At 65.9% G+C, this 25,903-nt stretch carries 30 protein-coding genes; 17 read left to right on the top strand and 13 right to left on the bottom strand.

The features are described 5' to 3' along the window. Window positions 1-4: 4 nt before the first annotated feature. Together ATO9_RS23310 and ATO9_RS01110 are read left to right on the top strand one after the other, a co-directional pair. Complete coding sequence (locus ATO9_RS23310) at window positions 5-730, top strand: hypothetical protein (protein WP_052418019.1); 726 nt, start codon at window positions 5-7, stop codon at window positions 728-730. 97 nt (window positions 731-827) lie between these two features. Beyond that, complete coding sequence (locus ATO9_RS01110) at window positions 828-1,607, top strand: Hint domain-containing protein (protein WP_052418018.1); 780 nt, start codon at window positions 828-830, stop codon at window positions 1,605-1,607. A 164-nt stretch (window positions 1,608-1,771) separates the two neighbouring features. Here ATO9_RS01110 and rpsO read toward each other — a convergent pair whose 3' ends face one another. From rpsO to rbfA, 6 genes are all read right to left on the bottom strand, one after another. Further along, window positions 1,772-2,041, bottom strand: coding sequence for a 30S ribosomal protein S15 (gene rpsO / locus ATO9_RS01105; RefSeq protein WP_043743915.1), 270 nt, complete (start codon window positions 2,039-2,041; stop codon window positions 1,772-1,774). A gap of 185 nt (window positions 2,042-2,226) precedes the next feature. Continuing rightward, window positions 2,227-3,201: a calcium-binding protein gene (locus ATO9_RS01100; RefSeq protein ID WP_043743912.1), complete on the bottom strand. Its 975-nt coding sequence runs from the start codon at window positions 3,199-3,201 to the stop codon at window positions 2,227-2,229. A gap of 72 nt (window positions 3,202-3,273) precedes the next feature. Then, on the bottom strand, window positions 3,274-3,825 hold the full coding sequence (locus ATO9_RS01095; RefSeq protein ID WP_043743907.1) for a DUF1643 domain-containing protein: 552 nt from the start codon (window positions 3,823-3,825) through the stop codon (window positions 3,274-3,276). 3 nt (window positions 3,826-3,828) lie between these two features. Continuing rightward, entirely contained in the window at window positions 3,829-4,734 is a 906-nt protein-coding gene (truB, locus tag ATO9_RS01090; RefSeq protein ID WP_043743904.1) for a tRNA pseudouridine(55) synthase TruB, read from the bottom strand. A 94-nt stretch (window positions 4,735-4,828) separates the two neighbouring features. After that, window positions 4,829-5,503 carry a phosphodiester glycosidase family protein gene (locus ATO9_RS01085; RefSeq protein WP_238318646.1) on the bottom strand — a complete coding sequence of 225 codons (675 nt, stop codon included), beginning with the start codon at window positions 5,501-5,503 and terminating at the stop codon, window positions 4,829-4,831. Window positions 5,504-5,579: 76 nt separating this feature from the next. After that, window positions 5,580-5,975, bottom strand: coding sequence for a 30S ribosome-binding factor RbfA (rbfA, locus tag ATO9_RS01080; RefSeq protein ID WP_043743898.1), 396 nt, complete (start codon window positions 5,973-5,975; stop codon window positions 5,580-5,582). Window positions 5,976-6,059: 84 nt separating this feature from the next. Between rbfA and dapB the strand changes: the two genes are divergently transcribed. Together dapB and ATO9_RS01070 are read left to right on the top strand one after the other, a co-directional pair. After that, complete coding sequence (gene dapB, locus ATO9_RS01075; protein WP_043743895.1) at window positions 6,060-6,869, top strand: 4-hydroxy-tetrahydrodipicolinate reductase; 810 nt, start codon at window positions 6,060-6,062, stop codon at window positions 6,867-6,869. Window positions 6,870-6,957: 88 nt separating this feature from the next. Then, window positions 6,958-7,317, top strand: a complete 360-nt coding sequence (locus tag ATO9_RS01070; RefSeq protein WP_043745418.1) for a dihydrodipicolinate reductase — start codon at window positions 6,958-6,960, stop codon at window positions 7,315-7,317. Between the two features lie 30 nt (window positions 7,318-7,347). On the opposite strand, the gene ATO9_RS01065 is transcribed toward ATO9_RS01070, so the two are convergent. After that, window positions 7,348-7,539, bottom strand: coding sequence for a DUF1674 domain-containing protein (locus tag ATO9_RS01065; RefSeq protein WP_043743893.1), 192 nt, complete (start codon window positions 7,537-7,539; stop codon window positions 7,348-7,350). 66 nt (window positions 7,540-7,605) lie between these two features. Here ATO9_RS01065 and ATO9_RS01060 point away from each other — a divergent pair, with 66 nt between their 5' ends. The 7 genes from ATO9_RS01060 to ATO9_RS01030 all read left to right on the top strand — a co-directional run bounded on the left by ATO9_RS01060 (window position 7,606) and on the right by ATO9_RS01030 (window position 16,322). Then, on the top strand, window positions 7,606-8,934 hold the full coding sequence (locus ATO9_RS01060) for an RsmB/NOP family class I SAM-dependent RNA methyltransferase (RefSeq protein WP_081979404.1): 1,329 nt from the start codon (window positions 7,606-7,608) through the stop codon (window positions 8,932-8,934). Window positions 8,935-9,040: 106 nt separating this feature from the next. Beyond that, entirely contained in the window at window positions 9,041-10,780 is a 1,740-nt protein-coding gene (locus tag ATO9_RS01055) for a heparinase II/III family protein (protein WP_043743891.1), read from the top strand. Between the two features lie 27 nt (window positions 10,781-10,807). Beyond that, entirely contained in the window at window positions 10,808-12,397 is a 1,590-nt protein-coding gene (purH, locus tag ATO9_RS01050) for a bifunctional phosphoribosylaminoimidazolecarboxamide formyltransferase/IMP cyclohydrolase (protein WP_043743889.1), read from the top strand. 13 nt (window positions 12,398-12,410) lie between these two features. Further along, window positions 12,411-12,878 carry a signal peptidase II gene (lspA, locus tag ATO9_RS01045; protein ID WP_043743887.1) on the top strand — a complete coding sequence of 156 codons (468 nt, stop codon included), beginning with the start codon at window positions 12,411-12,413 and terminating at the stop codon, window positions 12,876-12,878. A gap of 53 nt (window positions 12,879-12,931) precedes the next feature. Beyond that, the gene (locus tag ATO9_RS01040) at window positions 12,932-13,468 is read left to right on the top strand and encodes a DUF3035 domain-containing protein (RefSeq protein ID WP_202902080.1); all 537 of its coding nucleotides are present in this window, start codon (window positions 12,932-12,934) and stop codon (window positions 13,466-13,468) included. A 173-nt stretch (window positions 13,469-13,641) separates the two neighbouring features. Next, window positions 13,642-15,012 carry a M16 family metallopeptidase gene (locus ATO9_RS01035; RefSeq protein ID WP_420329707.1) on the top strand — a complete coding sequence of 457 codons (1,371 nt, stop codon included), beginning with the start codon at window positions 13,642-13,644 and terminating at the stop codon, window positions 15,010-15,012. Then, window positions 15,009-16,322 carry a M16 family metallopeptidase gene (locus tag ATO9_RS01030; protein ID WP_043743880.1) on the top strand — a complete coding sequence of 438 codons (1,314 nt, stop codon included), beginning with the start codon at window positions 15,009-15,011 and terminating at the stop codon, window positions 16,320-16,322. Before ATO9_RS01035 ends, ATO9_RS01030 begins: the two co-directional genes overlap by 4 nt. A gap of 56 nt (window positions 16,323-16,378) precedes the next feature. Here ATO9_RS01030 and ATO9_RS01025 read toward each other — a convergent pair whose 3' ends face one another. Beyond that, a complete protein-coding gene (locus tag ATO9_RS01025; RefSeq protein WP_043743877.1) occupies window positions 16,379-16,918 on the bottom strand; it encodes a winged helix-turn-helix transcriptional regulator in 540 nt (179 codons plus the stop codon). A 40-nt stretch (window positions 16,919-16,958) separates the two neighbouring features. Between ATO9_RS01025 and ATO9_RS01020 the strand changes: the two genes are divergently transcribed. Next, window positions 16,959-17,336: a VOC family protein gene (locus tag ATO9_RS01020; protein ID WP_043743874.1), complete on the top strand. Its 378-nt coding sequence runs from the start codon at window positions 16,959-16,961 to the stop codon at window positions 17,334-17,336. A 15-nt stretch (window positions 17,337-17,351) separates the two neighbouring features. Here the strand turns inward: ATO9_RS01020 and ATO9_RS01015 are convergent, their stop codons facing one another. After that, window positions 17,352-18,335, bottom strand: a complete 984-nt coding sequence (locus ATO9_RS01015) for an asparaginase (protein ID WP_043743871.1) — start codon at window positions 18,333-18,335, stop codon at window positions 17,352-17,354. 151 nt (window positions 18,336-18,486) lie between these two features. Here ATO9_RS01015 and ATO9_RS01010 point away from each other — a divergent pair, with 151 nt between their 5' ends. The 5 genes from ATO9_RS01010 (at window position 18,487) to ATO9_RS00990 (ending at window position 23,091) form a co-directional block, all read left to right on the top strand. After that, complete coding sequence (locus tag ATO9_RS01010) at window positions 18,487-19,020, top strand: invasion associated locus B family protein (RefSeq protein WP_081979403.1); 534 nt, start codon at window positions 18,487-18,489, stop codon at window positions 19,018-19,020. Between the two features lie 127 nt (window positions 19,021-19,147). Further along, on the top strand, window positions 19,148-20,332 hold the full coding sequence (rlmN, locus tag ATO9_RS01005; RefSeq protein ID WP_043743869.1) for a dual-specificity RNA methyltransferase RlmN: 1,185 nt from the start codon (window positions 19,148-19,150) through the stop codon (window positions 20,330-20,332). 93 nt (window positions 20,333-20,425) lie between these two features. Next, entirely contained in the window at window positions 20,426-21,400 is a 975-nt protein-coding gene (locus tag ATO9_RS01000) for an amidoligase family protein (RefSeq protein ID WP_043743867.1), read from the top strand. Next, window positions 21,397-22,110: a gamma-glutamyl-gamma-aminobutyrate hydrolase family protein gene (locus tag ATO9_RS00995; RefSeq protein WP_043743865.1), complete on the top strand. Its 714-nt coding sequence runs from the start codon at window positions 21,397-21,399 to the stop codon at window positions 22,108-22,110. The genes ATO9_RS01000 and ATO9_RS00995 overlap by 4 nt, the downstream gene beginning before the upstream one ends. 69 nt (window positions 22,111-22,179) lie before the next feature. Continuing rightward, window positions 22,180-23,091, top strand: a complete 912-nt coding sequence (locus ATO9_RS00990) for a cation diffusion facilitator family transporter (protein ID WP_043743862.1) — start codon at window positions 22,180-22,182, stop codon at window positions 23,089-23,091. 93 nt (window positions 23,092-23,184) lie between these two features. Here the strand turns inward: ATO9_RS00990 and ATO9_RS00985 are convergent, their stop codons facing one another. The 4 genes from ATO9_RS00985 to ATO9_RS00970 form a co-directional block, all read right to left on the bottom strand. After that, entirely contained in the window at window positions 23,185-23,889 is a 705-nt protein-coding gene (locus ATO9_RS00985) for a helix-turn-helix transcriptional regulator (protein ID WP_043743861.1), read from the bottom strand. Next, window positions 23,889-24,263 (bottom strand): VOC family protein, encoded by a 375-nt coding sequence (locus ATO9_RS00980; RefSeq protein WP_043743858.1) that lies wholly within the window; start codon window positions 24,261-24,263, stop codon window positions 23,889-23,891. The genes ATO9_RS00985 and ATO9_RS00980 overlap by 1 nt, the downstream gene beginning before the upstream one ends. Window positions 24,264-24,458: 195 nt before the next feature. After that, window positions 24,459-25,223: a hydroxypyruvate isomerase family protein gene (locus tag ATO9_RS00975; protein WP_043743856.1), complete on the bottom strand. Its 765-nt coding sequence runs from the start codon at window positions 25,221-25,223 to the stop codon at window positions 24,459-24,461. 20 nt (window positions 25,224-25,243) lie between these two features. Then, complete coding sequence (locus ATO9_RS00970; protein WP_043743853.1) at window positions 25,244-25,840, bottom strand: DUF1285 domain-containing protein; 597 nt, start codon at window positions 25,838-25,840, stop codon at window positions 25,244-25,246. Window positions 25,841-25,903: the final 63 nt, after the last annotated feature.

Raw genomic sequence — 25,903 nt, 5'->3', positions numbered from 1 at the left:
ACCGATGACGCAGCGTGACGATATCCCCCTGTCCGAAATCTACGACTATCTGAACGGTCACTTGGACGCCGACCGCGCCGCCGCGCTGGAGGCCCGGGCCGCGACCGATACCGACCTTGCCCGTCAACTTGACGAGAACCGCGCACAGCTGGCGTTGTTGCGGCGCGCCCTGCCCGAGGCCGGACACCTGCCCGCCGCAGCCCCGCCCCGCAGCCGCGCCTGGCGTCCGGCAATCGCGGCGGCGCTGGCGGCCTTTGCCCTTGGGCTCGGCGTGGACAACCTGATGCGGGGGGCACAGTCGCTGTCGGCGCAGGACGGAATGGATTCGCTGATCGAACTGGCGGCAGAGGCGCATTCCAACAGCCGCCTGCGCCTGGCGATGGTGTCACAGGTCGAACACAGCGCCATCGACCCGGCCGAACTGACCCGCGCCACCGGCATCCGCATCCCGGCCTTGCCCGAGGGCTGGCGCCTTCAGGACGTGCAGGTCTACCCGTCGCCCTTCGGGCCAAGCATCGAGATCGCGGTGTCGACCGCAGACAATGGCCTGTTGTCAATCTACGCGGTGCGCGTGGACGAGACCCGGACAATGACGCCGATTCCGCGGGATTCGGCCCGGCTGAACTCGGCCGTGTTCCAGATCGACAACACCGCCTACGTGCTGGTCGGCCAGACCGCGTCGGCGCCGTTGGACGACGAGGCCGGGGAGATCTTCCGACGCCTCCTGTGACCTGACCCAATCGCCTGATCGCCACCCTCCTGCCACCGCCGGCTGCCCCGGCGGACCGGTATCCCCTTGTCTGCTCGACCCACCTGGAAGGACCCCCATGACCATGAAATTCGACCCGTTCAACGTGTTGGCCTACGTGCTGCACACCAAGAAAAAGATCGTCTACGACCTGTGGGACAGGCATGACGACCATCACTATGGGCATTATCACCATGGGCATCACCACGGCCATGGTCATGGGCACCACCACGACAAGGATCGGGACGACGAGGCCTGCGACGTGCCCTGCTTTGCCGCCGGCACGATCATCACCACGATCGGCGGCGATTGCCCGGTCGAACTGATCCAGCCCGGCGACCGCGTTTTGACCCGAGACAATGGCGTGCAGCGCGTCGTCTGGTCGGGGCAGGTCACGCTGACCCAGGAGCAATTGACGCTTCTACCGGAACTGCGCCCTGTGCGGATCCGGGCGGGGGCGCTGAACGGCGTCGCGCCGGTGCGTGACACGGTGGTCAGCCCGAACCACCGGGTGCTGATCTTCAGCCACACCGCGCAGATGTTGTTTGGCGAGGCCGAGGTTCTGGTCGCCGCGCATCACATGGTGGGCAGCCCCGGTTTCGAGAGCGTCGAAAGCGGCCCGGCCACCTATGTGCACCTGATGTTCGAACGGCACGAGATCATCCTGGGCGACGGCGCGTGGTCCGAAAGCTTTCAGCCCGGCGATTACATGCTGGGGTCGATGGATCGCGGCCAGCGGGACGAGATCCTGACGCTGTTCCCCGATCTCGAGACGCAGGCGCAGGCGGGAGGGTTCGCCCCGGCGCGACGGTCGCTGCGGCGGCATGAGGCAGACCTGTTAGCCCAAGTCGATCGCTGAACACGGGCAGCGGGGCTGGCCCCAACCTTCCCCAGGGCTCGCAACGCCGGTCCTGTCCGCCCGTTTCCGCCAAAGCAAAGCGCCCGTTCCGGTCGGAACGGGCGCTTCGTTGTTCAGTGATCCTGTTTCGGGTGCCAAGCTGATGCTCAGACCACGAGGCCGGATTAGCGGCGCAGGCCAAGACGCTTGATCAGGTCCTGGTAGCGGGCTTCGTCCTTGCCCTTCAGGTAGTCCAGCAGCTTCCGGCGCTGAGCAACCATTTTCAGAAGACCACGGCGGCCGTGGTTGTCTTTCTTGTGCTCTTTGAAGTGCTCGGTCAGCGTGGCGATGCGCGACGAAAGGATGGCAACCTGAACTTCGGGCGAACCGGTGTCGCCTTCCTTGGTTGCGTATTCCTTCATCAGGCGGGTCTTTTCTTCGACAGTAATCGACATCGGGGTCTCCTTGGTCAAAAGGTGGCGGGCGCAAGCCGGGATGTCGTCCAGCAAGGTCCGATAGGATGACAGCCGGCACCCCAAGGGCCCCGGCAATCCGGCTCAGATAGGGCAGCGCCGTTCAAAAAGAAAGGGGAAATTCGTTACCATTCGGCTGACAAAGCGTTGAAAATCGGTGTTTCGGGTCACGATGCACGGAACAGGAAGGCATCCGCCGCACTTTCAGGGACCAGCGCGATGTCGGACAGGTCGATCTTGGTGCCTGCCACCAGCGTTGCGACAAGCGTGCCGTTCATCGACACCCGGGTCGATTCGTCATCCGCGTCGATGCGGATATCCGGGTCGGACTGCGTGGCGTCGTTGTAGACGAGGATCAGCTGATCCTCACCGCTTTCGAAATCCATCAGGGTGGCCGACGGGTCATCGAGGCCGATCCAGTCGCCCAGAACGACCTGGTCCGCGCCCTCGCCGGTCGTCACGATGTCGCCGGCGCCACCGACCACCGTATCCTCGCCACCGCCGCCGTTGAGGAAATCGGTTTCCGCAGTTTCTTCGGCGAGGGCGTCTTCGGCTTGCAACCGGGCCGTCAGGCCAGACAGCCAGTCATCCCCCCAGCCGCCAAAAAGCGTATCCTGGCCAGCGCCACCTTCGACCCCGTCATCGCCAAGCCCGCCATGTACCGCGTCATCGCCGCTGCCGCCGTTCAGCGTGTCATCGCCATCGCCGCCATGCATCTGGTCTGCGCCGGCACCGCCAAGGATCAGGTCCTTGCCCATATGGCCGAACAGAGCGTCGTCGCCGGAACTGCCCTGGACCAGATCGGCGCCGTAGCCGCCATGGACATCGTCGTCACCGGACTGGCCGTCGAGGTCGTCCTCGCCATCGGCGCCCATTACATAGTCGCCATCAGCGCCTGCAAGGATCGTGTCATCGCCGGAATAGCCGCCCATCTGATCGAGCGCGTCGGTCCCGGTCATGGCGTCAGCGTCGGGTGTGCCCGCCTGAATGCTGCCGTCGATCTGATCCAGGAGATCGCCGTTTCCGACGTCCTGACCCGCGGGTTCCTGCGGATCATTTTCGGTATCGTCGTCGCCCCCGGTGCCGACAATCACTGTCGCACCGACCAGCATCATGCCCATAAGGCCTGCAAGAAACAGCATGGTATCGCCCCCGATAGAGCCTTGGCATAAGGCCAAACGCCGCTTTCGGTCAACAAAACAAGGCCCCGTTGGTTAACAAGTTCCCAAGGGATCAGGGGCCAGACGGGCGATATCGGCGGGCATCCATGCCTCTGGCTGGCGGGCATAGGCAATGTAGAGCGGATGGCGCGGGTGGCCCGCCTTGCTGAGCCCGAAATGCTGCGGCGCGCAGCCAAGACCCGATAGCAATGCCGCGACCTCTGCACCGCGGCCCAAGTGATCGCCATGGGCGCCCCAGGCGGCAATGACGGTATCGGCCCAGGCGACACCGTCGCGGATCACCTGGTCGTTCTCGGGCCCCGTCGGCGCGTCTTGAGCCTTGAGCACACGCGGGTCGGTCGCGCGATAGGCAAAGATGTTGGTCACGCGGAATGCGCCGAAGCCCAGCACGCGGGCGCGCCGTTCGCAACGCTCCACGGTAGGGTCGTTCTGAACCTCCGTCGCCTTGGACGGATTCAGCATGACGAACAGAACCTTCCGGCCGGACGGGTCCCATTCCCGCGTCAGCGCATAGCGATAGGCCTCGCAATCGGAATAGAGCGCGACAGAGGCCGCGTCGCCCTTCTGAAAGCGCCGCTCGATCATGGATCAGAGGTTGAAGACGCGGTTGGGGTGCAATTGGCCCGCGCGGAAGATGCCGACCGCCACGGGCTTGCCATCGTGGCTGGCCCAGCATTCCTCGCCATATTCGACGTCGCTGGCGATCACGAGACCCGGATTGCCGTTGCGCAGGCGCGCGACGCCTTCGTCGGTCGCGCGGACCTCGGGCATGCAATCCAGCGCCACGTCGACGGGGATCAGCAGCGCGTCGATGTCTTCGGTGCGGGCCAGTTCCTCGATCCGGTCCATGGTCACGCCCTCGGCGGCCTCGAACGGGCCGGACCAGACCCGCCGCAATTGCCGGACATGACCATGGCAGCCAAGCGCCTCGCCCAGGTCACGGGCGATGGAGCGAACATAGCCGCCCTTGCCGCAGACCAACTCCAGGTCGACGTGATCGGCATCGGGCCGGCCGGTCATCTGCAGGCTTTCAACCCACAGCGGACGGGCCGCCAGTTCGACGTCCTCGCCGTCGCGGGCCATCTTGTAGGCGCGCTGACCGTCGATCTTCACGGCGGAGAACTTGGGCGGCACCTGCATCACCTCTCCCACGAAGGGCGGAAGCGCCGCCGCGATCTCTTCGTCGGTGGGGCGCGCATCGCTTTCGGCGATTACCTCGCCCTCGGCGTCGTCGGTATTGGTGGCCTGGCCCAGGCGCACGGTGAAGGCATAGGCCTTGAGCGCATCGGTCACGAAGGGCACGGTCTTGGTCGCTTCGCCCAGGGCGATGGCCAGCACGCCGGTGGCCTCGGGGTCGAGCGTTCCCGCATGGCCGGCCTTCTTGGCGTTGAAGGCCCATTTCACCTTGTTGACGACAGCGTTGGAGGTGAGACCGGCGGGCTTGTCCACCACCAGCCATCCGGAAATGTCGCGTCCCTTGCGATTGCGTGCCATAGGTTCCTCTTTTTTGACCCAAGCGGGCTACCCCGCGCGAGCGCCGGGGTCAAATGAAGTCCGGGTTTGCGGCCGCGACGGCACCTGTCCGGGATCACTCCCCGGAGGCAGGCACCACAACGCCGACAATGGGGCCCATGCGGCGCCCCAGATCGTTGCGGTTCATCTGCGGCGCATAAAGCCGCGAGATGTTGCCGTCAAAATAGAGCGCCTGGGGCGTCTGCAACATATCACGGAAGACGCGGCCGAATTCGTGGAACGTGACGGCACTGTCCGACATCACGAAATAGGCGGCACTGCCATCCGCGCTGACACCGACGCCATTGCGGATGTAACGCGAGGTGCTGTCTTCCAGGAACCGGGGATGCAGGTCGCCGTCGATCACCAGCATCGGGCCGGACTGGGTCGCATTGGGGCAATCGGCCACGTCGCGCTGCTGATAGGCCTTCGTCTCGATCACCTCGGCGCGGCCGGGACCGAAGCAGAAGACACCGTTGGGCAGCAGGCCGAAATTGCCCGGACCGGCATTGGCGATGACGCGCTGCACCTCCTGCCCGTTTTCGCGGTAATGGCCGACGGGGCTGCGGTCTTCGTGGTACATGCCGGCGTTGGTGGCAAAGGCCAGCTGCTTGCCCTGCCCCGCCAGCCGCGCATCCACGGCGTCGAAGGTGCCATAGGGCGTGCCGCCGGGATCGGTGAGGAACAGGCGAAGCTCGTCCGTGGCGGTGTCGACCTTGCAGACCGAATAGCCACGGTCCTCGAAGGTCATCTCGCTGCACTCAACTGCCAAGGCGGGCCCTGCAAAGACCAGGGCCACAAGGATCAGACACCATCGGAATGGGGCCTTAATCCTCGACATCGCGGCGCACGTTGTCCTGGTTGAACAGGCGGCGGGTCTCGTCCATCCGGTCAAAGGTCTCGTCCAAGCGGAACCGCAGGTCGGGGGTGAATTTCAACGCCAGCTTCTTGCCGATCTGGCGGCGCAGTTCACCCTTGTTGCGGGCCAGCAGGTCGACGACGACATCCTGCCCGGAACCGCCCAGCGGCAGGACAAAGGCCGTCGCGATCTTCAGGTCGGGCGACGTACGGACCTCGCCCACGGTGATGGACATGCGGTTGAGCTCGGGATCGTGGACGTCGCCCCGTTGCAGGATCTCGGACAGGGCGCGGCGAATGGTTTCGCCGACGCGCAGCTGACGCTGAGAGGGACCGTCCCCGTCATGATGAAGGTTCTTGCTCATGCCTCGCATCTAGTCGTTCACGCGCCCTTTGCCAAGCCGCGCCGGGACGGATAAGCAAAGCGGGACGTAGAAGGAGCGGACGACATGAGCAACTTGGCCAGAATCGCCATCACCGGCGCCTCGGGGCGGATGGGACGGATGCTGATCGAAACGATCGGGCAGAGCGACAAGGCCGAGGTGACCGGCGCGGTCGAACGTCCGGGCCATGACTGGATCGGCCAGGATCTGGGCCTGTGCCTGGGTGGCGCGGAAACCGGGGTCACCGTGACCGACGACGCCGCCACCGCCTTTGCCGCGGCCGACGTGGTGATCGACTTCACCGCCCCCGCCGCCACGCTGGGCTTTGCCAGCGCCGCCGCGGAAACCGGCACCGCGCATGTGATCGGCACGACGGGTTTCACAGACGAGGACCTGACGGCCCTGTCGGCCTTCGGCGGCGATATCGCGATCGTGCGGGCGGGGAACATGTCGCTGGGCGTGAACCTGCTGACCCAGATCACCAAGCAGGTCGCGGCAGCCCTTGGCCCCGACTACGACATCGAGGTGGTCGAGGCGCATCACAACCGCAAGGTCGATGCGCCCTCGGGCACCGCCTTGATGCTGGGGCAAGCCGCCGCGGACGGGCGCGGCGTCGACCTGAACGAGGTGTCGGACCGGGGCCGCGACGGCATCACCGGGGCGCGCAAGCAGGGCGATATCGGCTTTGCCGTGATCCGCGGCGGCGGCATCGTGGGCGAACATGACGTGATCTTTGCCGGGCCGGGCGAACGGCTGATCCTGCGCCACATCGCCGATGACCGGGGCCTCTTTGCGCGTGGCGCGCTGACTGCGGCGCTGTGGACGCTGGGCAAGGCGCCGGGCGAATACGACATGCTGGACGTGCTGGGTCTTTGACTTGTTGCCCGTGATCCGCCCCGGCGGCGGCTTCCAGAACTTCTGACGGCAACGTGATCCGGGCGCGAGGGTGGCGCGTATGATCTGCATGATCGCCAAACGCCTCCTCCCGCCCCTGATCGCTGCCTGGCTGGCCGTGCCCGCCATGGCGAGCGGATTCGAGCCCGTCACCGACCGTCAGAGCTTTGTCGCGCTGGTTTCCGGGAAATCGCTGACCCGCCTGGGGATACGACTGAACGTCACGCCGGACGGTCAGATCCGGGGCCGCGCCTTCGGGGCGACGGTCACCGGCGACTGGAGGTGGGACGGGCGTTATTTCTGCCGCAGCATGGCGTGGAAGGACCGGACCTTCGACCACAATTGCCAGAGCGTGGCGCGGGATGGCGACGTGATCCGGTTCCGGTCGGACCAGGGCACAGGGGATTGGGCGGACCTGACGCTCAGGTAACGCGCCGGGCCGCCGGGTCGTCCGATGCCGTCAGAAATCGACGGCGAGGCCCTTTTTCTCCCAATCACCATAGCGCACGGGTTCGGGGCCATCGCGGCCCCCCAGTTCCTTGGGCATGGCGGCGGCTTCGGCCTCGGCGGCCTTGCGGCGTTCCTCGGCCTCGGCCAAGGCGCGCTGCGCGGCGGGGGGCAGATCGGTGCGGGTCTCAGGCGTGTCGCTCATCTCTGGGTTCCTTCTGATCCATGGCATGATATACGGCGCGCCTGATCCCCCGGCAAGGAGAGCGGCATGACGCCCCCGCCCAATCGGCACAAGAAACAGGACAAACCGCGCGGCAAGGGCCCGGCCCCGGACGTGCGCCGGGTCGCCAACCAGATGCTGAACGCGGTGCTGGACGAAGGACGACTGCTGTCGGACCTGACCGGGCGCAAGGGGCCGCTGGGCCGGTTGGACGCCCCCGACCGCGCCCGGGCGCAACGCCTGGTGACGGAAACTCTGCGCAACCTCGACCCGCTGGACGCCCTGCTGGACCAGTTCGTCGCGCGCACCCCGCCCCTGCCGGTGCTGAACGTGCTGCGGATCGCGGCCTACGAGCTGTGCGTGGGAGAAGCCGCCCATGGCGTCGTCAACGCCGCCGTGACCGAGGTCGCCGCGATGCCCCGCCACAACCGCGCCAAGGGCATGGTCAACGCCGTGCTGCGCAAGGTGTCAGAGGCCGGGCCAACCGCCTGGGCCGATCGCGCGCCGTCGCAATTGCCGGACTGGCTGCGCGGGCCGCTGGTCATGGCCTGGGGCGAGGCCGCGATTGCAGGCTGCGAGGCCGCCCATGCCAAGGGCGCCGCGCTGGACCTGACCCTGCGCGATCCGGCCGAGGCAGAGGCGCTGGCGGCCCAGACCGGCGGCACGGTGCTGCCCACCGGGTCGATCCGCGTCGATGGCGCGGTGCAGGTCACGGCGCTGCCGGGGTTCGACCGGGGCGCCTGGTGGGTGCAGGACGCCGCCGCAGCCCTGCCTGCACGGATATTAGACCCGAAACAAGGCGAAAAGGTCCTCGACCTCTGCGCCGCGCCGGGCGGCAAGACGCTGCAACTGGCGGCCTCCGGGGCGGATGTCACGGCGCTGGATATATCCGATGCCCGGATGCAGCGGGTGCGCGACAACCTCGAACGGACCGGGCTGACCGCGCGGGTCGAAACCGGCGACGCGCTGGAATTTGCCGAAGACGGCTGGGACGCGATCCTGCTGGATGCGCCCTGTTCCGCGACCGGCACGATCCGGCGGCATCCCGATCTGCCACATGCCAAGGATGGCAGCGAATTCGGCGCCCTGATCGACCTGCAGACGCAGATGATCGACCACGCGATCCGCCTGCTGAAACCCGGCGGGCGGCTTGTCTTCTGCACCTGTTCGCTGCTGCCCGACGAGGGCGAGGTGCAGATCGAAGAGGCGCTGGAGCGGCATCCCGGCCTGACAACCGACCGCAGCGGGCTGGACCGTCCTGGCATTGATCCCGCCTGGATCACCGAAGAAGGCGGGCTGCGCCTGCGCCCCGATTACTGGCCCGAGGCCGGCGGGATGGACGGGTTCTATATCGCGGTGCTGCAAAAACCGGCGTAACCCCTTCGGAGCGCGACAATCGCGCGCCGGGGCGAATTTTCGATGACGCCGCCACGACTTCGCAATAGAGTCCCCCTGGACGCCCCAAGACCGACTGACAGGCAGGATGACCAAATCACCCCCCCGAGCATCCACCGGGGCCCGGTTTCTTGATCGGGTCGTCGCCCGATGGACTGCCTTTGCAAAACCCGCGACGGGATTCGTGTCCCAGCCCGAACCACGCACCGTCGGCTCTTTTGCCCGTGGTCGGCAGCTGGTGGCGGGCAATTTCCTGTTCGCCGGTCACCTGATCGAGGATGGCGGCGACGATCTGTGGGCGCTCGAATCGCCCGGACGCGCCTTCACCTCGGACCTGCACGGCTTTGCCTGGCTCGACGACCTGGCCGCCGTGGCCGATGCCACGACGCGGCAGCGGGCGCAGAAATGGCTGTGGGAATGGATCGACCATTACGGCCGGGGCAGCGGGCCGGGCTGGGTGCCGGACCTGACCGGGCGACGGCTGATCCGCTGGATCAACCATGCGTTCTTCATCCTCAGGGGGCAGGACAAGGCGGCCCATGACGCCTTCTACCGCTCGCTTGCGCATCAGACCCTGTACCTGTCGCGCCGCTGGAAATCCGCGCCCCCGGGCCTGCCACGGTTCGAGGCGCTGTGCGGGCTGATCTATGCCGGTTTGGCGCTTCAGGGCATGTCCGACCGCGTTGCCCCTGCCCTGCGCGGGCTGGAGCGGGAATGCCGCGATCAGATCGACGATCAGGGCGGCATCCCGACCCGCAATCCCGAAGAGCTGCTGGCTGTCTTCACCCTGCTCACCTGGGCCGAGGCGGCGCTGAGCGAACAGGACATGTCGCTGGGCCGCGAGCACCTGCAAGCCATCGAACGGATCGCCCCGACATTGCGGACGCTGCGCCATTCCGATGGCGGGCTGGCGCGGTTTCATGGCGGCGGGCGCGGGGCCGAAGGGCGGCTGGATCATGCCCTGGCCAATTCCGGCGTGCGCCACGGCCATTCCGAAAGCCTGTCGATGGGCTATGCCCGGCTCTCCGCCGGCCGCACCAGCGTGATCATCGATGCCGCGCCACCCCCGACGGGACGTGCCTCGCGCGCTGCGCATGCCTCGACCCTCGCGTTCGAGCTGACCTCGGGCCGCAGGCCGCTGATCGTCAATTGCGGCTCGGGCGCCTATTTCGGGCCTGACTGGCAGCGCGCGGGCCGCGCCACGCCCAGCCATTCGACCCTGTGCCTGCAGGGCCAGTCCAGCGCCCGTGTCAGCCCCAGCAGCGACAACGACGTCGAGATCCTGGTCGATAGCCCGCGCCGCGTGCCGGTGCGGATCACCCAGGCGCCCGACGGGCTGCGGTTCCAGGGCGGGCATGACGGATACCTCAAGACCCACGGGCTGACCCATGCCCGGACGCTGGAACTGACCTTCGACGGGCGCGCGGTTGCGGGCGAAGAGCTTCTGATCGCGATGGAAGATGACGCCAAGCGCCGATTCGACCATGCGCTGGATGCAACCGGACTGAAGGGGTTGCCCTACCAGGTCCGGTTCCACCTGCACCCCGATGTCGAGGCGCAGCTGGACATGGGGGGCGTCGCGGTGTCGCTGGCGCTGAAATCAGGCGAACTTTGGGTGTTTCGCCATGACGGAAAGGGCGAATTGCGCCTTGAACCTTCCGTCTTTCTGGAGAAGAACCGCCTCAAGCCGCGTGCGACCACGCAGATCGTGCTGTCGTCCCGGGCCCTGGAGCATGCCAACCGCATCCGTTGGTCGCTGTCCAAGGCGCAGGACACGCCAATCTCGATCCGCGACCTGAACCGCGACGGAATGGACGTGGCATTCTGATAGCCGACTGAAGGATCACCGACCGACATGACCGACCTCACCCCTGTTCGCCGCGCGCTTATTTCCGTCTCGGACAAGACCGGGCTTCTCGATCTGGCCAAGGACCTGGCCGGCATGGGGGTCGAGCTGCTCTCGACCGGGGGCAGCGCGGGCATGCTGCGCGAAGCCGGGCTGGAGGTGACCGACGTCGCCGACGTCACCGGCTTTCCCGAGATGATGGATGGCCGCGTCAAGACGCTGCACCCGCGCGTGCATGGCGGCCTTCTGGCGCTGCGCGACAATGACAGCCACGTTGCCGCGATGGAAGAACACGGGATCGCGCCGATCGACCTGCTGATCGTGAACCTCTACCCGTTCGAGGAAACGGTCGCCAAGGGCGCCGATTACGACACCTGCATCGAGAACATCGATATCGGCGGCCCCGCGATGATCCGCGCCGCGGCCAAGAACCATGGCTTCGTCAACGTCGTGGTGGATGTCGAGGATTACGGCCCCCTGCTGGACGAGATGCGCGCCAATGACGGCCAGACGACGCTGGCCTTCCGCAAGAAGCTGGCCCAGATCGCCTATGCCCGCACCGGCGCCTACGATGCGGCCGTGTCGACCTGGATGGCCGCCGCCATCGACGAACCCGCGCCGCGCCGCCGGGTCTTTGCCGGCACCCTGTCGCAGACCCTGCGCTACGGCGAAAACCCGCATCAGAGCGCGGCCTTCTACACCGATGGATCGGACCGCCCCGGCGTCGCCAATGCGACCCAGCACCAGGGCAAGGAGCTGTCCTACAACAATATCAACGACACCGATGCCGCCTATGAACTGGTGTCGGAATTCCTGCCCTCCAACGGTCCGGCCTGCGCGATCATCAAGCACGCCAACCCTTGCGGCGTGGCGCGCGGGTCCTCCCTGCGGGAGGCCTATATGCGCGCCTTCGACTGCGACCGGACCTCGGCCTTCGGGGGCATCATCGCCCTGAACGAAGCACTGGACGGCGACACCGCAGAGGAGATCGCCAAGATCTTCACCGAAGTGGTCATCGCGCCGGGCGCCGACGAGGCCGCCCGCGAAGTCTTTGCCGCCAAGAAGAACCTGCGCCTGCTGACCGCGCCGGGCCTGGCCGATCCGAAATACGCCGCGCTGACCCTGCGCCAGGTGTCGGGCGGGCTGCTGGTCCAGGACAAGGATGCCGGCCATATCGATTTCGACGACCTGAAGGTGGTGACGAAACGCGCGCCCTCGGACAAGGAAATGGCGGATATGCTGTTTGCCTGGAAGGTCGCCAAGCACGTGAAATCGAACGCCATCGTCTACGTCAAGGACGGCGCGACCGTGGGCATCGGCGCGGGCCAGATGTCCCGCGTGGACAGCTGCCGCATCGCCGCCCGCAAGAGCCAGGACATGGCCGAGGCGCTTGAGCTGTCGGAACCGCTGACCAAGGGCTCTGTCGTGGCGTCGGATGCGTTCTTCCCCTTCGCCGACGGTCTGCTGACCGCGGCAGAGGCCGGCGCGACGGCTGTCATCCAGCCCGGCGGCTCGATGCGCGACAACGAGGTGATCGAGGCCGCGGACGAGGCCGGGTTGGCCATGGTCCTCACCTCCATGCGCCATTTCCGGCACTGAGGTGACGATCAGGATGCGCATTGTTTTCTGGGCCGGATTCTGGACCTTCCTGCTGGATCAGGCGACCAAGTACCTTGTCGTCCACTGGATGGGTCTGGCCGAAAAAGGCATGATCGATGTCTTTCCGCCCTACCTGCAACTGCGCATGGCCTGGAACACGGGGGTGAATTTCGGCCTCTTCGCCCAGGAAACCTCGATCGCCCGCTGGTTCCTGATCGGCCTGGCACTGGTGATCTCGGTCGGGGTGCTGATCTGGGTCAGCAAGGAACGCCCCCGGCGTGCCGGGCTGATAGCCGCCGGCCTGCTTGTGGGCGGGGCGCTTGGCAACGTGGTGGACCGTGTTCTGTACGGCGCCGTGGCCGATTTCCTGAACATGAGCTGTTGCGGCTTCGTCAATCCCTACGCGTTCAACGTCGCGGATATCGCGATCTTCGCGGGCGCGGCGGCGCTGATCCTTCTGCCGGCGGAGAAAGCTACGTGACGCCGCCCGCAGGATCAGCTAGACCATGGGGCCAGAAGTCATGGGGGTCTGCAATGATCGCACCGAAACGCCTGGCGTTACCGATGCTGTTGATCGCGACCGTGGGTCTGTCGGCCTGCGGCGGGTACGAGCGTGACATCACGCTGCGCAAGATCCGCAACACCTCCAACGGGCCGGACGAATTCACCATCGTTCCCGGCAAACCGCTGGAAGCCCCGCCCAGCCTGACGGAACTGCCCCCGCCGACCCCCGGCGCAGGGAATCGCACCGACCAGCAGCCACAGGCCGACGCCGTAGTCGCACTTGGCGGGTCTGCCGCCGCAGTGCAGGATCGCGGTATCTCCAGCGCCGATGGCGCGCTTGTCGCCGCCGCGTCGCGTGGCGGTGTGGACCCGGCGATCCGCGAAAAGCTGGCCGTCGAGGACGAAGAATTCCGCCGCCGGAAATCGCGCTGGCTGAAGTTCAAGATCTTCCGGGCCGACGAATATTACTCGGCCTACGAGGACCAGTCCGTCGATCCCCGCGCCGAGCAGAATCGCTGGCGCAATGCCGGGGCCCCGACCCCAACGGCCCCGCCGCCGAACAAGTGATCGCCCTCACAACCGGGTCAAACTATCGTCAATCGGGTTTCAATCCGGCCGTGCGCTGTTGCGTGCGGCCCGCGCCCGTCTATCTTGAATCCTGACAGATCAGCCCCGGGCGCGTCCGCCGCGCCCCAACGAGCAAAGGATCCCGGATGCGTCTGACATTGCCGGCCCGCCTGATGTCCTGGGCCACCGCCCTGACCCTTCTGGCCACATTCCCCGCAACCGCCGCCGACGAGCTTGTCACCGATTTCACGCTCGATAACGGCATGGACGTCGTGGTGATCGAGGATCATCGCGCCCCCGTCGTCGTCCACATGGTCTGGTACCGCGCCGGATCTGCGGACGAGACGCCCGGCACCTCAGGCGTGGCGCATTTCCTGGAACACCTGTTGTTCAAGGCCACCGACAACCTGGAAAGCGGAGAGCTGTCCAAGGTCGTCGCCGAAAACGGCGGCACCGACAACGCCTTCACCAGCTTCGACTACACCGCCTATTTCCAGCGCGTCGCCGCTGATCGGCTGTCGCTGATGATGTCGATGGAAGCAGACCGGATGCGCAACATCCGCCTGACCGAGGCCGACATCCTGACCGAACGCGAGGTCATCATCGAGGAACGCAACCAGCGGACCGAAAACTCGCCCCAGGCGCTGTTCCGCGAACAGGCCATGGCGGCGCAATACCTCAACCATCGCTACGGCGTGCCGATCATCGGCTGGCGCCACGAGATGGAGCAGCTGAGCCTCGAAGATGCGATGGCGTATTACGATAGGTTCTACGCGCCCAACAACGCGATCCTGATCGTGGCCGGCGATGTCACCCCCGACGAGGTCCGAACCCTTGCCGAAGAGCATTACGGGCCCATCCCCGCCAATCCCGACCTGCCCGAACGTGCCCGCCCGGAGGAGCCGCTCCAGACCGCGGAACGGCGCCTGACCTTCCGCGACCCCCGCGTGGCGCAGCCCTATGTCAGCCGCACCTACCTGGCGCCCGAACGCGACAGCGGTGCGCAGGAAGAGGCCGCCGCGCTGGTGATGCTGTCCGAACTTCTGGGCGGCGGGCAGACCAGTTACCTGAACGAAAAGCTGGCGATCGAACAGAACAAGGCGGTCTATACCTCGGCCTACTACGGCGCGACGAACCTGGACGACACGACCTTCGGCTTTGTCATCGTACCGAGCGAAGGCATTTCCCTCGAAGAGGCGGAACAGGCGCTCGACGACACCGTTGCCCAGTTCATCGAGGACGGGATCGACAGCGAACAGCTGGACCGGATCAAGATGCAGATGAAGGCGTCGCAGATCTATGCCCGCGACAACGTCCAAAGCATCGCGCGCCGCTATGGCAGCGGCCTGACCCAGGGCCTGACGATCGAGGATATCCAGGCCTGGCCCGACATTCTGCAGAACGTCACCGAGGAGCAGATCCTCGCCGCCGCGGACAGCGTGCTGAACATCGACCGATCCGTCACCGGCTACCTGCTGCCGCCGCGCGCCGAACCGGCATCCTCCGAACCGACGTCCAACGCCACCGAGGAGGTGAGCCAATGATCCGTTTTCTGCTTCCCCTCGCGTTGACCGTCCTGGCAGCCCTACCCGCCCGGGCCGAGGTCGAGATCCAGGAGGTCACGACCCCCGGCGGCATCACCGCCTGGCTGGTCGAGGAACACTCCATCCCCTTCACCGCGCTTGAGATCTGGTTCGCCGGTGGCGCATCGCTGGACCAGCCCGGCAAACGGGGGGCCGTCAACCTGATGACCGCCACGCTGGAGGAAGGCGCAGGCGACATGGACGCGCTGGCCTTCACCCGCGCCAAGGAAAGCCTGGCGGCGTCCTTCGACTACGATGTCGGGGATGACACGCTGACCGTGTCGGCCCGTTTCCTGACCGAAAACCGCGACGCGTCGGTCGATCTGCTGCGGGAAACGCTGATCAATCCGCGCTTTGACGATGACGCGGTGCAACGGGTGAAGGGGCAGGTCCTGTCGATCCTGCGCTCCGACGCCAAGGACCCCAACGACATTGCGGGCCGGGCCTTCGACGAGATGGCCTTCGGCGATCATCCCTATGGCTCTTCGCTGAACGGTACGCTCGAATCGGTAGCGGCCCTGACCCGCGAAGACCTGGTGCAGGCCCATGCCGATACCCTGGCGCGGGACCGCATTTACGTCGGTGCCGTGGGTGACATCACACCCGAAGAGCTTTCGACCCTGCTCGACCGTCTGCTGGGCGATCTGCCCGAAACCGGCGCCCCCCTGCCCGAGGACGTGGAACCGGAACTGACCGGTGGCGTCACCGTCATCCCCTTCGACACGCCGCAATCCGTGGCGCTCTTCGGCCATGCCGGGCTGGACCAGAAAAACGAGGATTTCTTCGCGGCCTACCTGCTGAACACGATCCTGGGCGGCGGTGGCTTTGAAAGCCGCCTGATGACCGAGGTGCGGGAAAAGCGCGGCCTGACCTATGGCGTCTATTCCTTTCTGGTCGACAAGGATTATTCCGACCTCTGGATGGGCCAGGTGCAATCGGCCAACAACCGGATCGGCGACGCGATCGACGTGATCCGCGCCGAATGGACCCGCATCGCCGAAGAGGGCGTGACCGAGGAGGAGCTGGAGGCCGCCAAGAAGTACCTGACCGGCGCCTATCCCCTGCGCTTCGACGGCAATGGCCGCATCGCCAACATCATCGCGGGAATGCAGATCCAGGACATGCCGCTGGATTACCCGGCGACCCGCAACGACCGGGTCAACGCGGTCACGCTGGAGCAGATCAACGACGTGGCCCGCCGCTACCTTGATGCCGACGCGCTGCGTTTCGTCGTGGTCGGTCAGCCGGAAGGGCTGAGCAGCACCAACTGATCCGTTGCGGTATCGAAGATGCGAAGCCCCGCCCTCACCGGCGGGGCTTTGTCGTGTCACGAGGCCAGCCGCAGCACCGCCTCTCCGATCTCGAGACCCGCATTTGCGGCCCGGTAGACGGGCCGTGGCGGGTGGCTTTCCGTTTCGGTGTCGCGCGACAGCCAGTTCCGGGCCCGCAACTGTTTCAGGCAGCCTGACAAGGCGCGGTCGGTAATCGGCGGCAGGTCGCGCTTGATGTCGCTGAAATAGCGCGGGGACACGCAGACCGACAAAACCGGCACCGTCCAAACCCGGCGCAGCAAGGCGGCCTCCGGCTTGTCCGGCCCGGCGCGCAGGATCGCCTCTGCCATCTCGGCCGCCTCCGCCCCCTTGGGCGTCATCCGGAATTCCGGGCGCAGCGGGTGGCCGTGGCCCGGGTTCCGCTCCAGCAGGCCCAGCTCGATCAGATGCGCCAGGCTCTGGCCAAAGGCCGTGCGGCTGGCCCCGGTGGCCGTCAGCAGGGTGGCCTGACGTCCCGGCGTTCCCGCATGCAGCTGTGCCAGGATGTTCAGGGACCAGGCCCGGGAAGTCAGGTTGACAAGATCGTCTTTGTCCATAAAGTATAGTATATATATTTCCCGACAGGAGAAAACCCCAATGCCCGTCGTCGACCTGGAAAACACCATCACCTTTGCCATCTCCGTCAGGGACAGACATGCCAGTGCCGACTGGTACGCGCAGATGCTGGGGTTCGACCTGATCTACCACGCCGACGACGCCGGCTGGAGCGAGCTTCAGACCAAGACGGAGGGCGTCACGCTCGGCCTTGGCGAACAGGCAGAGCCCGCGCCGGGCAACAGCCTGCCGGTCTTCGGCATCGCCGATATCGACACCGCCCGCACCGCGCTGGAACAGGCGGGCGTGCGGTTCGACGGCGCGACCGAGGTGATCGAGGGCATGGTCAGCACTGCGACCTTCTATGACCCCGACGGGAATGCGCTGATGCTGGCACAGGACCTGACCGGCGCGGCCTGACCCGCGCCTGATGGCTCAGGCGAAGGCCTCTCCGGGACGGATCATGCCGGTTTCGATCCCGCGCCGGTTGAGGATCGGCGCGTTGCGCCGCTCAAGCGTCGCGGGGTGATCGGCCTCCAGAACGCCCAACCGGACAAGGATCGACGCGATGGCGCATTCGGCCGCACGGGTCGTGCCGTCCGCGATCTTGAGCGCGACGCCCAGCCCCTGTTCGGGCAGGATTGCAACGAACACCGCCTCGGCCCCGGTCTTAATCGCGGCCCGACCATCCATCGCGCGCATCAGGCGGGTGCAAGCCCGGGTTTCCCCGGCCACCAGCAACGGATGCGCCATCATCGCGGCGGTCAGACGCGACGCGGCCTCGGCCCGCACACCGCTTTGCCTATGGGCGTTGGCAAAGAAGGCCATGGCGCGCGCCAGCCCGGACAGCGAGGTCGCGAAGTTCGGGGCAGAACATCCGTCGATGCCGTAGCCCGGGCTGGTTTCGCCGGTCACGTCCTCGAACGCGTCCTTGATCGCAAGTTGCAGCGGATGATCGGGGTTCACGTATTCCGCATCGCCGCCCATCTTCTGGTTCAGCGTCAGGAACCCTGCATGCTTGCCCGAGCAATTGTTGTGGATCTGGCAGGGTGCCTCTTCGGCGCGGATCAGACCGTTCCGCGCCGGGATGTCCTCCGGCTCCTGCGGCCCGCAGCGCAGGTCGGCCTCGCCCAGCCCCAGGTCGGCCAGCCAGCGCGACACCGCCTCGGTATGCACGGCCGCGCCCGAATGCGACGCGCAGGAAAGCGCCAGCTGCCGTTCGTCCAGCGCCACGCCGCTTTCCACCAGCGGCAGCGCCTGCACCATCTTGCAGGACGACCGCGGCAGCATCACCAGGTCGGGGTCGCCCCAGGCCTCGATGACATGGCCCTTGGCGTCGCATATGACCGCGTGGCCCATATGTACGCTTTCCTTGATTGCCCCGCGCCAGATTTGCGCCATTTCAACGGCTGTCGTCATCGCTTCGTTCCATCTGCAAAAATTCGCCAATCGCTCTTTCGTCATTGGCAGAAATGCGAATACTATAGCAAGGTCGACAGAGACGTTCCTAAGACAGCCGTCAAGGCCGCAGGGACAAGACAGAGGCAAGGACAGCTTGGAGGCTGGACATATGAATTCCCGATACGTGCTGGGTCTGATCGCATCCACCCTGATGATGGCGACCGGCATCGGATCCGCATCCGCGCAGCAGGTCAGCGAAAACATCGTCAGCGAGCAGGAGGATTGGGCCGTCTACGAAGACGCCGATCCCAAGGAATGCTGGGCGGTCGCCGCTCCGAAGGAAACCGTGAACACCCGCAACGGGCAGGTCGTGACCGTGACCCGGTCGCAGATGCTGCTGATGACCTTCTACCGCCCCGGCGCGGGCGTCGATGCTCAGGTCACCTTTACCGGCGGCTATCCCTTCGCGCCCGGTTCGACCGTCAACCTGAACATCGACGGCACCGAATACGAGCTGATCACCCAGGGCGAATGGGCCTGGCCCGAGAACAAGGCGCAGGACGGCCAGATCGTCGCCTCGATGAAAGCCGGGGCCGAAGCGGTTGTGACCGGCCGGTCGTCGCGCGGGACCACCACGAAGGACACGTTCTCGCTGGTGGGTTACACCGCCGCCGTGACCGAAGCCCAGAGCCGCTGCCAGTAAGCCAGCCGCTGCCAGCAGACAGACCATCGGTCCGAATTGGCCGATGGGTCTGCGGGGATTCGGGCAGGGAGTTTCCAACGTGCCTCGAATCCCCTATATGGCTAGGCTTCGACCAGGAGCCCGCCCCATGACCGACGCGCCGCAAACGCCGATTACCCAGGATGTCCTCACGATCCCCCGCAAGGAAGCGGAGGGATTGTCGAATATTGTCGGCCTGACACGCGATGCCCTGCGCCAGGCGCTGATCGACATGGGCACGCCGGACAAGCAGGCCAAGATGCGGGTCAACCAGATCTGGGCCTGGATCTACCATTGGGGCGTCCGCGATTTCGCGGAGATGACCAACCTGTCCAAGGATTTCAGGGCCAAGCTGGCGGAAACCTTCGTCATCGAGGTCCCCGAGGTCGTGTCGAAACAGGTCTCGGCCGATGGCACACGCAAATACCTGATGCGCATTGCCGGCGGTCACGAGGTCGAAACGGTCTACATCCCCGAGGCCGATCGCGGCACGCTGTGCATCTCCTCCCAGGTGGGCTGCACGCTGACCTGTTCGTTCTGCCATACCGGAACCCAGCGTCTGGTCCGCAACCTGACCGCCGGGGAAATCGTCGGCCAGATCATGGTCGCGCGCGACGATCTGGGCGAATGGCCCGAACAGGGGGCGCCCAAGAACGAAACCCGGCTGCTGTCCAACATCGTGCTGATGGGGATGGGCGAACCGCTCTACAATTTCGACAATGTCCGCGACGCGATGAAGATCGCCATGGACGGCGAGGGGATTTCCCTGTCGCGCCGCCGGATCACCCTGTCGACCAGCGGCGTGGTGCCCGAAATCGCCCGCTGCGCCGAGGAGATCGGCTGCCTGATGGCCGTGTCCTTCCACGCCACCACCGACGAGGTGCGGGACAAGCTGGTGCCGATCAACAAGCGCTGGAACATCGAAACGCTGCTGAAGGCGCTGAAGGAATATCCGCGCCTGTCGAATTCCGAACGGATCACCTTTGAATACGTGATGCTGAAGGATGTGAACGACAGCGACGCCGATGCCCGCCGCCTGGTCAAACTGATCTCGGGCATTCCGGCCAAGATCAACCTGATCCCGTTCAACGAATGGCCCGGCGCGCCTTATGAACGGTCGGACTGGTCCCGGATCGAAAGCTTTGCCGACATCGTGCACAAGGCGGGCTATGCCTCGCCCATCCGCACCCCGCGCGGCGAGGATATCATGGCCGCCTGCGGTCAGCTGAAATCGGCGACCGAACGGCAACGCAAAAGCCGCCGGGAAATCGCCGCCGAAGCCGGTTTGGAATGAACGCGCTGGACCGATTGGTCCAGCTGAATTTCCCGAAATTCGGAACCAGATGACGGGTCTGTGCGTTGCGCTCTGTGACAACAGAGAGGACAGATGTCTGAACCCGCATTCTCCCCGCTTCCAAACGAGACCGATCACGAGGGCAACCCCCGCCGCACCGGTGTCGAAATTGAATTCTCAGACCTGTCCGAGGCCGATGCGGCCAATGTCACGGCGCGCTGCCTGAACGGAACGGCGCGGCAGTTGGACGACCATGACTGGGTCGTCGAAGACAGCGACATCGGCAAGCTTGACGTCTACCTCGATACCGCGCTGCGCAAGGGCAAGAGCTCGATGCTCAAGCGGATCGGCCTGGATGCCGGGCGCGAGGTCATCCCGGTCGAAATCGTGACCGAACCCCTGACACTGGAAGGGCTGCACCACGCCGACCGCCTGCGCATCGCGCTGAAAGAGGCGGGCGCGACGGGCAGCCGCGCGGGCCTGGCCTATGGCTTTGGCCTGCACCTCAATCCCGCCATCGCCAGCAATGATGCGAAGGGCATCACCTACCCGTTCATCGCCTACGCGATGATCGAGGACTGGATGCGCAGTGCCGACCCGATCGACCTGAGCCGCCGTGCCCTGCCCTTCACCGATCCCTACCCAACCAAGCTGTTGCAGGCGATCTGCGAGGCCGGTTTCGTCACGCCCGACGCTGCCGCAGACCTCTACCTCAAGAACGCGCCCAGCCGGAACTATGGCCTTGATATGTTGCCTATTTTCGCCTGGCTCGACGAAAAGAAGGTGACCAACGCGCTTGGCGAGGAAAACTCCGTCTCGGCCCGTCCGGCCTTTCACTTCCGCCTGCCCGATTGCCGCATTGACGAACCCGAATGGACCCTCCGCCGCGAATGGGATCGCTGGCGCCTGGTCGAACAGGTGGCCGCCGACGAGGGCCTTCTGACCCGCCTCATGCGCGCCTGGACGGACGATCACCAGGGGCTGCGGACGCTGACCCGGTCCTGGTCCGAAGAAACGGGCGACATCCTGGCCGAAGCCGGTCTGATCCCGGCGGAGAAAGCGGCATGAGCAAGCCTGTCATCGGCGTCACGACCTCGGCCCGGTCGGGGTGGCGCATCTTTCCTCTTGTCGCGCTGAATATCTGGCTGGCCGGTGGCCGGGCCGTCCGCTGGGGCGCCGGTCGCCCCGCCGATATCAGCAAGGTCGACGGTATCGTCATCGGGGGCGGCGACGATATCTCCCCCGACCTCTACGGCGGCGAACTTGTCACCTCTGCCCGGCTGGACCCGGCCCGCGACGCGCTGGAGCGCCGCCTTGTCGGTGAGGCCCGTGCGGCGGGCAAACCGGTCCTCGGCATTTGCCGCGGCGCGCAGATGCTGAACGTCGCGCTTGGCGGAACGCTGGATCAGGACGCCTATGCGACCCATCAGACCAGCCGCCGCTACCGCACGATCCTGCCGCGCAAGACCGTGAAGGTGCTGCCCAAGACCCGTCTCGTCGATCTCGCCGGACCGGAAGAGATGAAGGTGAACGCGCTGCATTCCCAAGCCGTTCAACGACTTGGCGAGGGTCTGCGCGTCGCGGCGCGCGATACCGGAGGGATGATCCAGGCGGTCGAGGCCGTACACGACCCCTTTGCTCTGGGCGTTCAATGGCACCCCGAACACCTGTTCTACGCCCGCCGCCAACGCGCCCTGTTCCGCGCTCTGGTGACGGCGGCTCAGGCCAAGTTGGACCATCGCAACCAGATCGACGCGGTCGAGGGCGAGGCCGCCTGAGCATCCCACACACAAGCGTGACGTTTCGCGCCTTGATCCCCCTTGGCGTCCGGGTGCAAGCCTGATCCCATGCCGCACGATCACCATCACCACCACCATCACCACATCCCCGCCGAGGGCGGGGATCGCCGGTTGTGGCTGGCCATCGGCGTCAACTTCGCGCTGACGCTGGCACAGATCGTGGCGGGGGTGATCTCGGGCTCGCTCGCGCTGATCGCCGACGCGGTCCACAACCTGTCCGACGCGGTGTCGCTGGTGCTGGCGTTGGTGGCGCGGCGGATTGCGCGGCGGCCGGCGGATGCGGCGATGACCTTCGGGTATGGACGAGCCGAAGTGGTTGCGGCGCTTGTGAATTACACCACGCTGATCGTGCTGTCGGTCTGGCTGGCGGCCGAAGGAATCGCGCGGCTGATCGAGCCGGAACCGGTACAGGGCTGGATCGTGGTGATCGTCGCCGGGCTGGCGCTGATCGTCGATTCGATCACCGCGCTGCTGACGTTGCGGATGGCGCGGGACAGCGTGAATATCCGCGCCGCCTTCCTGCACAACCTGGCCGATGCGCTTGGCTCCGTTGCCGTGATCGTGGCGGGGACCCTGATCCTCCTGTACGATTGGCGACTGGTCGATCCGCTCGTAACCCTTGGAATTTCCGCGTATATTCTTTGGCATGCCGGGCGCGAGGTGATGCCGGTCATCCGCATCCTGATGATGGGCAGCCCCGATGAGCCCGGCCCCGAAGAGGTGCTGGAGGCGTTGCGCGACCTGCCCGGCGTGGTGGACGTGCACCACCTGCATCTGTGGCACATGCAGGAGCATGAAACCGCGCTCGAGGCCCATATCGTACAGGCCGACGGGCAGGATGACGGCCTGCGCCTGGCGGTGAAGTCGCTGCTGGTAGACCGCTTCGGAATTGCCCATTCGGTGATCGAGATCGAACCCGAACATGCCGCCTGCGAAGGGGTGCCCGCGATCGGGCATTAACCCCATTAACCCACCGAACGGCACGTCGGTATCACGTCGGTACTGCGTCGGTATCGCGTCGGTGCAAAATCGGTTCGGGCCAAATGGCTGCGGTCAGGTTCCCATGGGCCGGTGATAGCCGCGCCGCTGCTGCTCGGCGTAGAAATCCTGCAACCGGCGGCCCGGTTCCTCGCGGAAGCGGTCTCCTTCGGTCATCGCGGACATGCGGTCGACCCGGAAGCTGCGAAACTCCTCGCGCAGTTCACACCAGGCGACGAGCGTCCAGACCTTGCCCCAGAAATAGAGCGACAGCGGACGCAGGCGCCGCTGGCTGTCGGCGCCGTCCTCGCGCTGGTAGGTGACATCGAGCGTTTGGCGGGCGTTGATCGCGGCCTCGATCCGGTCGAGCCGTTCGCGCACTTCCTGCGGCATGTCGGTCATGGTGAAGGCGTGGATTTGCACCTGTTCCGACCGGTCCCGCGCGGCATCGGGCAGGACGGCGTTGATCTTGACCAGCGCCTCTTCGGCGGCGGCGGCCATGGCGACCCCGCCCCAGGCGCGGATCAGCCGCGCCCCGGCGACAAGGGCGACGATCTCGTCCTGGCTGAACATCAGCGGCGGCAGGTCATAGCCCGCCCGCATCACGTAACCGACCCCGGCCTCGCCTTCGATGGGCACGCCGGAGCCGATCAGGTCGGCGATGTCACGATAGATCGTGCGGTCCGACACTTCGAGTTTCTCGGCCAGCATCGCGGCCGTGGTGAGGCGACCGCCCCGCAGATACTGGACGATCTGGAACAGGCGGTCGGCACGCCGCATCAGGCGGCCCGGCCCTGGAACAGGCCGATCGTGTTGCCGTCGGGATCTTCGATGAAGGTGAAGGTGCCCGGCGGGATCTCGGTCGGGCCCTGGCCGATGCGGGCACCGGCCACCTTGGCGCGGTCGGTGGCTGCGGCGAGGTCAGCGACCGCGATATGCACGATATTGCCGGTGCCTGCGGGGGCCGGTTCGCCTTCGTAGAGGTTGCCACCGACGGCGCCCATGTCGCCGCTGCCGAAGATGGCCATGGGGCTGGGGCCGGAGGTGTGGTCGGGCGTCATGTTCCAGCCGAAGACGGCGTTGTAGAAGTCACAGGCCTTGGCGATGTCACGGACGGGGATTTCGGTCCAGACGACGATGGGTTGGGTGGTCATTTCGGATGCTCCTGGTTGGGTTTCGATGACCTGTGTCTGACATACCCCTCCTGACAGCTATCTGTCAGGAGGGTTTGTGGCGAGGTGAGATTTGCTTGGAGCGGGGTGAGAACCGGACCCCTTCGGAGCCCGAGGCCAGGGGTCGGGCGACGTCCAGATGGGCGGATATCAGTGTGACCGGACCGCTTTGGTCAATCAGCCGCGCGCGACCTCTGCCAGCCAGCCGAGGCCCGCTTCGACATCGGCGGCGGGGGCGTATTCGGCGCTGATCCAGCCGTCATAGCCATCCGCGACCAGGGCGGCGAAGAAGGACGGGAAGTCGATCTCTCCGCTGCCCGGTTCGTGGCGGCCCGGGTGGTCGGCGATCTGGACATGGCGGGCGCGGTGCCCATGCGCGGCCCAGCAGGCCAGCGCGTCGCCGGTGATCCGCTGCGCGTGGTAGGCATCGAATTGCAGACCCAGATTGGCCCGGTCCACGGCGTCGATCACCCGCGCGGCCTGATCGAAATCGTTCAGGAAATAGCCCGGCATGTCATGCGGGTTGATCGGTTCGATCGTCAGGCTGTGATCCGGCGCAAAATCGCAGGCCCATTGCAGGTTGGCGATCAGGCAGGTTTCGGCCTCGGACCCTTCGGCGGGGCCGGACATGACGTGCAGATGGCCCGCCCCAAGTGCCTGGGCGTAGCGCAGCGCGCGCCGGAAATCCGTGCGGAAGCGGTCTTCCTGCCCCGGAACGGCGGCGAATCCCCTCTCGCCGCCAGTGTAGTTCGGCGGCGGGCAGTTGATCAGCGCCAGCGGCAGACCGGTCTGGTCCAGCGCGCGCTTCAGCTCGGGCGCGGGGGTGTCGTAGGGGAACAGCACCTCGACCGCGTCAAAGCCCGCCGCCGCGGCGGCACGGACGCGGTTGGGCAGGGCCAGGTCCTTCCAGAGAAAGGAAATATTCGCGGCGAATTTCAACATCGGGCCACAGAAGCCCGGCCTCAGCCCTCTGTCAACTGATCCGACGGAATGACGGGAAAGAAGACGCCGCCGGACCACAGCCCGAACCAGGACACGCCGTCGTGATCGGCATGGGCGCCGAGGTCGATCAGGCGGTAGAAACTCTTGCGGTCGATCCGCGCCTCGAGCCGATCCCGCACGAGGACATAAGGCGAAGGTTCGCCTGTTTCGGCATCACGTTCCACGCGGATCGGGTTGTCGGCCCCGGCCTCGGCGCTGTCGCCGACATTGGTTTCGAAGGTCAGGACCTGGTCCTCTCCGCTGCCCTGGGCGTCGAAATCGACGGCGATGAAGGGGACGTCCTCGACCTGAATGCCGACCTTTTCGACAGGCGTGACAAGGACATAGCGGTCATCGTCGCGCCGCAGGATCGTCGAGAAGAGCCGCACGAGTTCGGGCCGGTTGATCGGGGTGCCCTCGTGAAACCAGGTGCCGTCGCGTGCGATCCGCATGTCCAGATCGCCCATGTCGGGCGGGTTCCACTTGTGCACGGGGGGCAGGCCGCGACCCTTGGCGGCTGCCTTTGCAGAGGCAGCAATCCCCTCTGCGTCGGGTTTCACACTATTTTGTGCAGACATTGGTTTTGCCATTCTACCTGAGCGAGATACAGTTGAGGGACATATAGCGCCAAGCGGAGACTA

Source organism: Pseudooceanicola atlanticus (genome assembly GCF_000768315.1).
Classification (GTDB): Bacteria; Pseudomonadota; Alphaproteobacteria; order Rhodobacterales; family Rhodobacteraceae; genus Pseudooceanicola; species Pseudooceanicola atlanticus.
This window is presented reverse-complemented; position numbering and strand designations above follow the sequence as displayed.

Bases quoted from the DNA above. Each gene is read 5' to 3' on its own strand.
- ATO9_RS23310 (WP_052418019.1), top strand. From the start codon at position 5: ATGACGCAGCGTGACGATATCCCCCTGTCCGAAATCTACGACTATCTG.
- ATO9_RS01110 (WP_052418018.1), top strand. From the start codon at position 828: ATGACCATGAAATTCGACCCGTTCAACGTGTTGGCCTACGTGCTGCAC.
- rpsO (WP_043743915.1), bottom strand. From the start codon at position 2,041: ATGTCGATTACTGTCGAAGAAAAGACCCGCCTGATGAAGGAATACGCA.
- ATO9_RS01100 (WP_043743912.1), bottom strand. From the start codon at position 3,201: ATGCTGTTTCTTGCAGGCCTTATGGGCATGATGCTGGTCGGTGCGACA.
- ATO9_RS01095 (WP_043743907.1), bottom strand. From the start codon at position 3,825: ATGATCGAGCGGCGCTTTCAGAAGGGCGACGCGGCCTCTGTCGCGCTC.
- truB (WP_043743904.1), bottom strand. From the start codon at position 4,734: ATGGCACGCAATCGCAAGGGACGCGACATTTCCGGATGGCTGGTGGTG.
- ATO9_RS01085 (WP_238318646.1), bottom strand. From the start codon at position 5,503: ATGACCTTCGAGGACCGTGGCTATTCGGTCTGCAAGGTCGACACCGCC.
- rbfA (WP_043743898.1), bottom strand. From the start codon at position 5,975: ATGAGCAAGAACCTTCATCATGACGGGGACGGTCCCTCTCAGCGTCAG.
- dapB (WP_043743895.1), top strand. From the start codon at position 6,060: ATGAGCAACTTGGCCAGAATCGCCATCACCGGCGCCTCGGGGCGGATG.
- ATO9_RS01070 (WP_043745418.1), top strand. From the start codon at position 6,958: ATGATCGCCAAACGCCTCCTCCCGCCCCTGATCGCTGCCTGGCTGGCC.
- ATO9_RS01065 (WP_043743893.1), bottom strand. From the start codon at position 7,539: ATGAGCGACACGCCTGAGACCCGCACCGATCTGCCCCCCGCCGCGCAG.
- ATO9_RS01060 (WP_081979404.1), top strand. From the start codon at position 7,606: ATGACGCCCCCGCCCAATCGGCACAAGAAACAGGACAAACCGCGCGGC.
- ATO9_RS01055 (WP_043743891.1), top strand. From the start codon at position 9,041: ATGACCAAATCACCCCCCCGAGCATCCACCGGGGCCCGGTTTCTTGAT.
- purH (WP_043743889.1), top strand. From the start codon at position 10,808: ATGACCGACCTCACCCCTGTTCGCCGCGCGCTTATTTCCGTCTCGGAC.
- lspA (WP_043743887.1), top strand. From the start codon at position 12,411: ATGCGCATTGTTTTCTGGGCCGGATTCTGGACCTTCCTGCTGGATCAG.
- ATO9_RS01040 (WP_202902080.1), top strand. From the start codon at position 12,932: ATGATCGCACCGAAACGCCTGGCGTTACCGATGCTGTTGATCGCGACC.
- ATO9_RS01035 (WP_420329707.1), top strand. From the start codon at position 13,642: ATGTCCTGGGCCACCGCCCTGACCCTTCTGGCCACATTCCCCGCAACC.
- ATO9_RS01030 (WP_043743880.1), top strand. From the start codon at position 15,009: ATGATCCGTTTTCTGCTTCCCCTCGCGTTGACCGTCCTGGCAGCCCTA.
- ATO9_RS01025 (WP_043743877.1), bottom strand. From the start codon at position 16,918: ATGGACAAAGACGATCTTGTCAACCTGACTTCCCGGGCCTGGTCCCTG.
- ATO9_RS01020 (WP_043743874.1), top strand. From the start codon at position 16,959: ATGCCCGTCGTCGACCTGGAAAACACCATCACCTTTGCCATCTCCGTC.
- ATO9_RS01015 (WP_043743871.1), bottom strand. From the start codon at position 18,335: ATGACGACAGCCGTTGAAATGGCGCAAATCTGGCGCGGGGCAATCAAG.
- ATO9_RS01010 (WP_081979403.1), top strand. From the start codon at position 18,487: ATGAATTCCCGATACGTGCTGGGTCTGATCGCATCCACCCTGATGATG.
- rlmN (WP_043743869.1), top strand. From the start codon at position 19,148: ATGACCGACGCGCCGCAAACGCCGATTACCCAGGATGTCCTCACGATC.
- ATO9_RS01000 (WP_043743867.1), top strand. From the start codon at position 20,426: ATGTCTGAACCCGCATTCTCCCCGCTTCCAAACGAGACCGATCACGAG.
- ATO9_RS00995 (WP_043743865.1), top strand. From the start codon at position 21,397: ATGAGCAAGCCTGTCATCGGCGTCACGACCTCGGCCCGGTCGGGGTGG.
- ATO9_RS00990 (WP_043743862.1), top strand. From the start codon at position 22,180: ATGCCGCACGATCACCATCACCACCACCATCACCACATCCCCGCCGAG.
- ATO9_RS00985 (WP_043743861.1), bottom strand. From the start codon at position 23,889: ATGCGGCGTGCCGACCGCCTGTTCCAGATCGTCCAGTATCTGCGGGGC.
- ATO9_RS00980 (WP_043743858.1), bottom strand. From the start codon at position 24,263: ATGACCACCCAACCCATCGTCGTCTGGACCGAAATCCCCGTCCGTGAC.
- ATO9_RS00975 (WP_043743856.1), bottom strand. From the start codon at position 25,223: ATGTTGAAATTCGCCGCGAATATTTCCTTTCTCTGGAAGGACCTGGCC.
- ATO9_RS00970 (WP_043743853.1), bottom strand. From the start codon at position 25,840: ATGTCTGCACAAAATAGTGTGAAACCCGACGCAGAGGGGATTGCTGCC.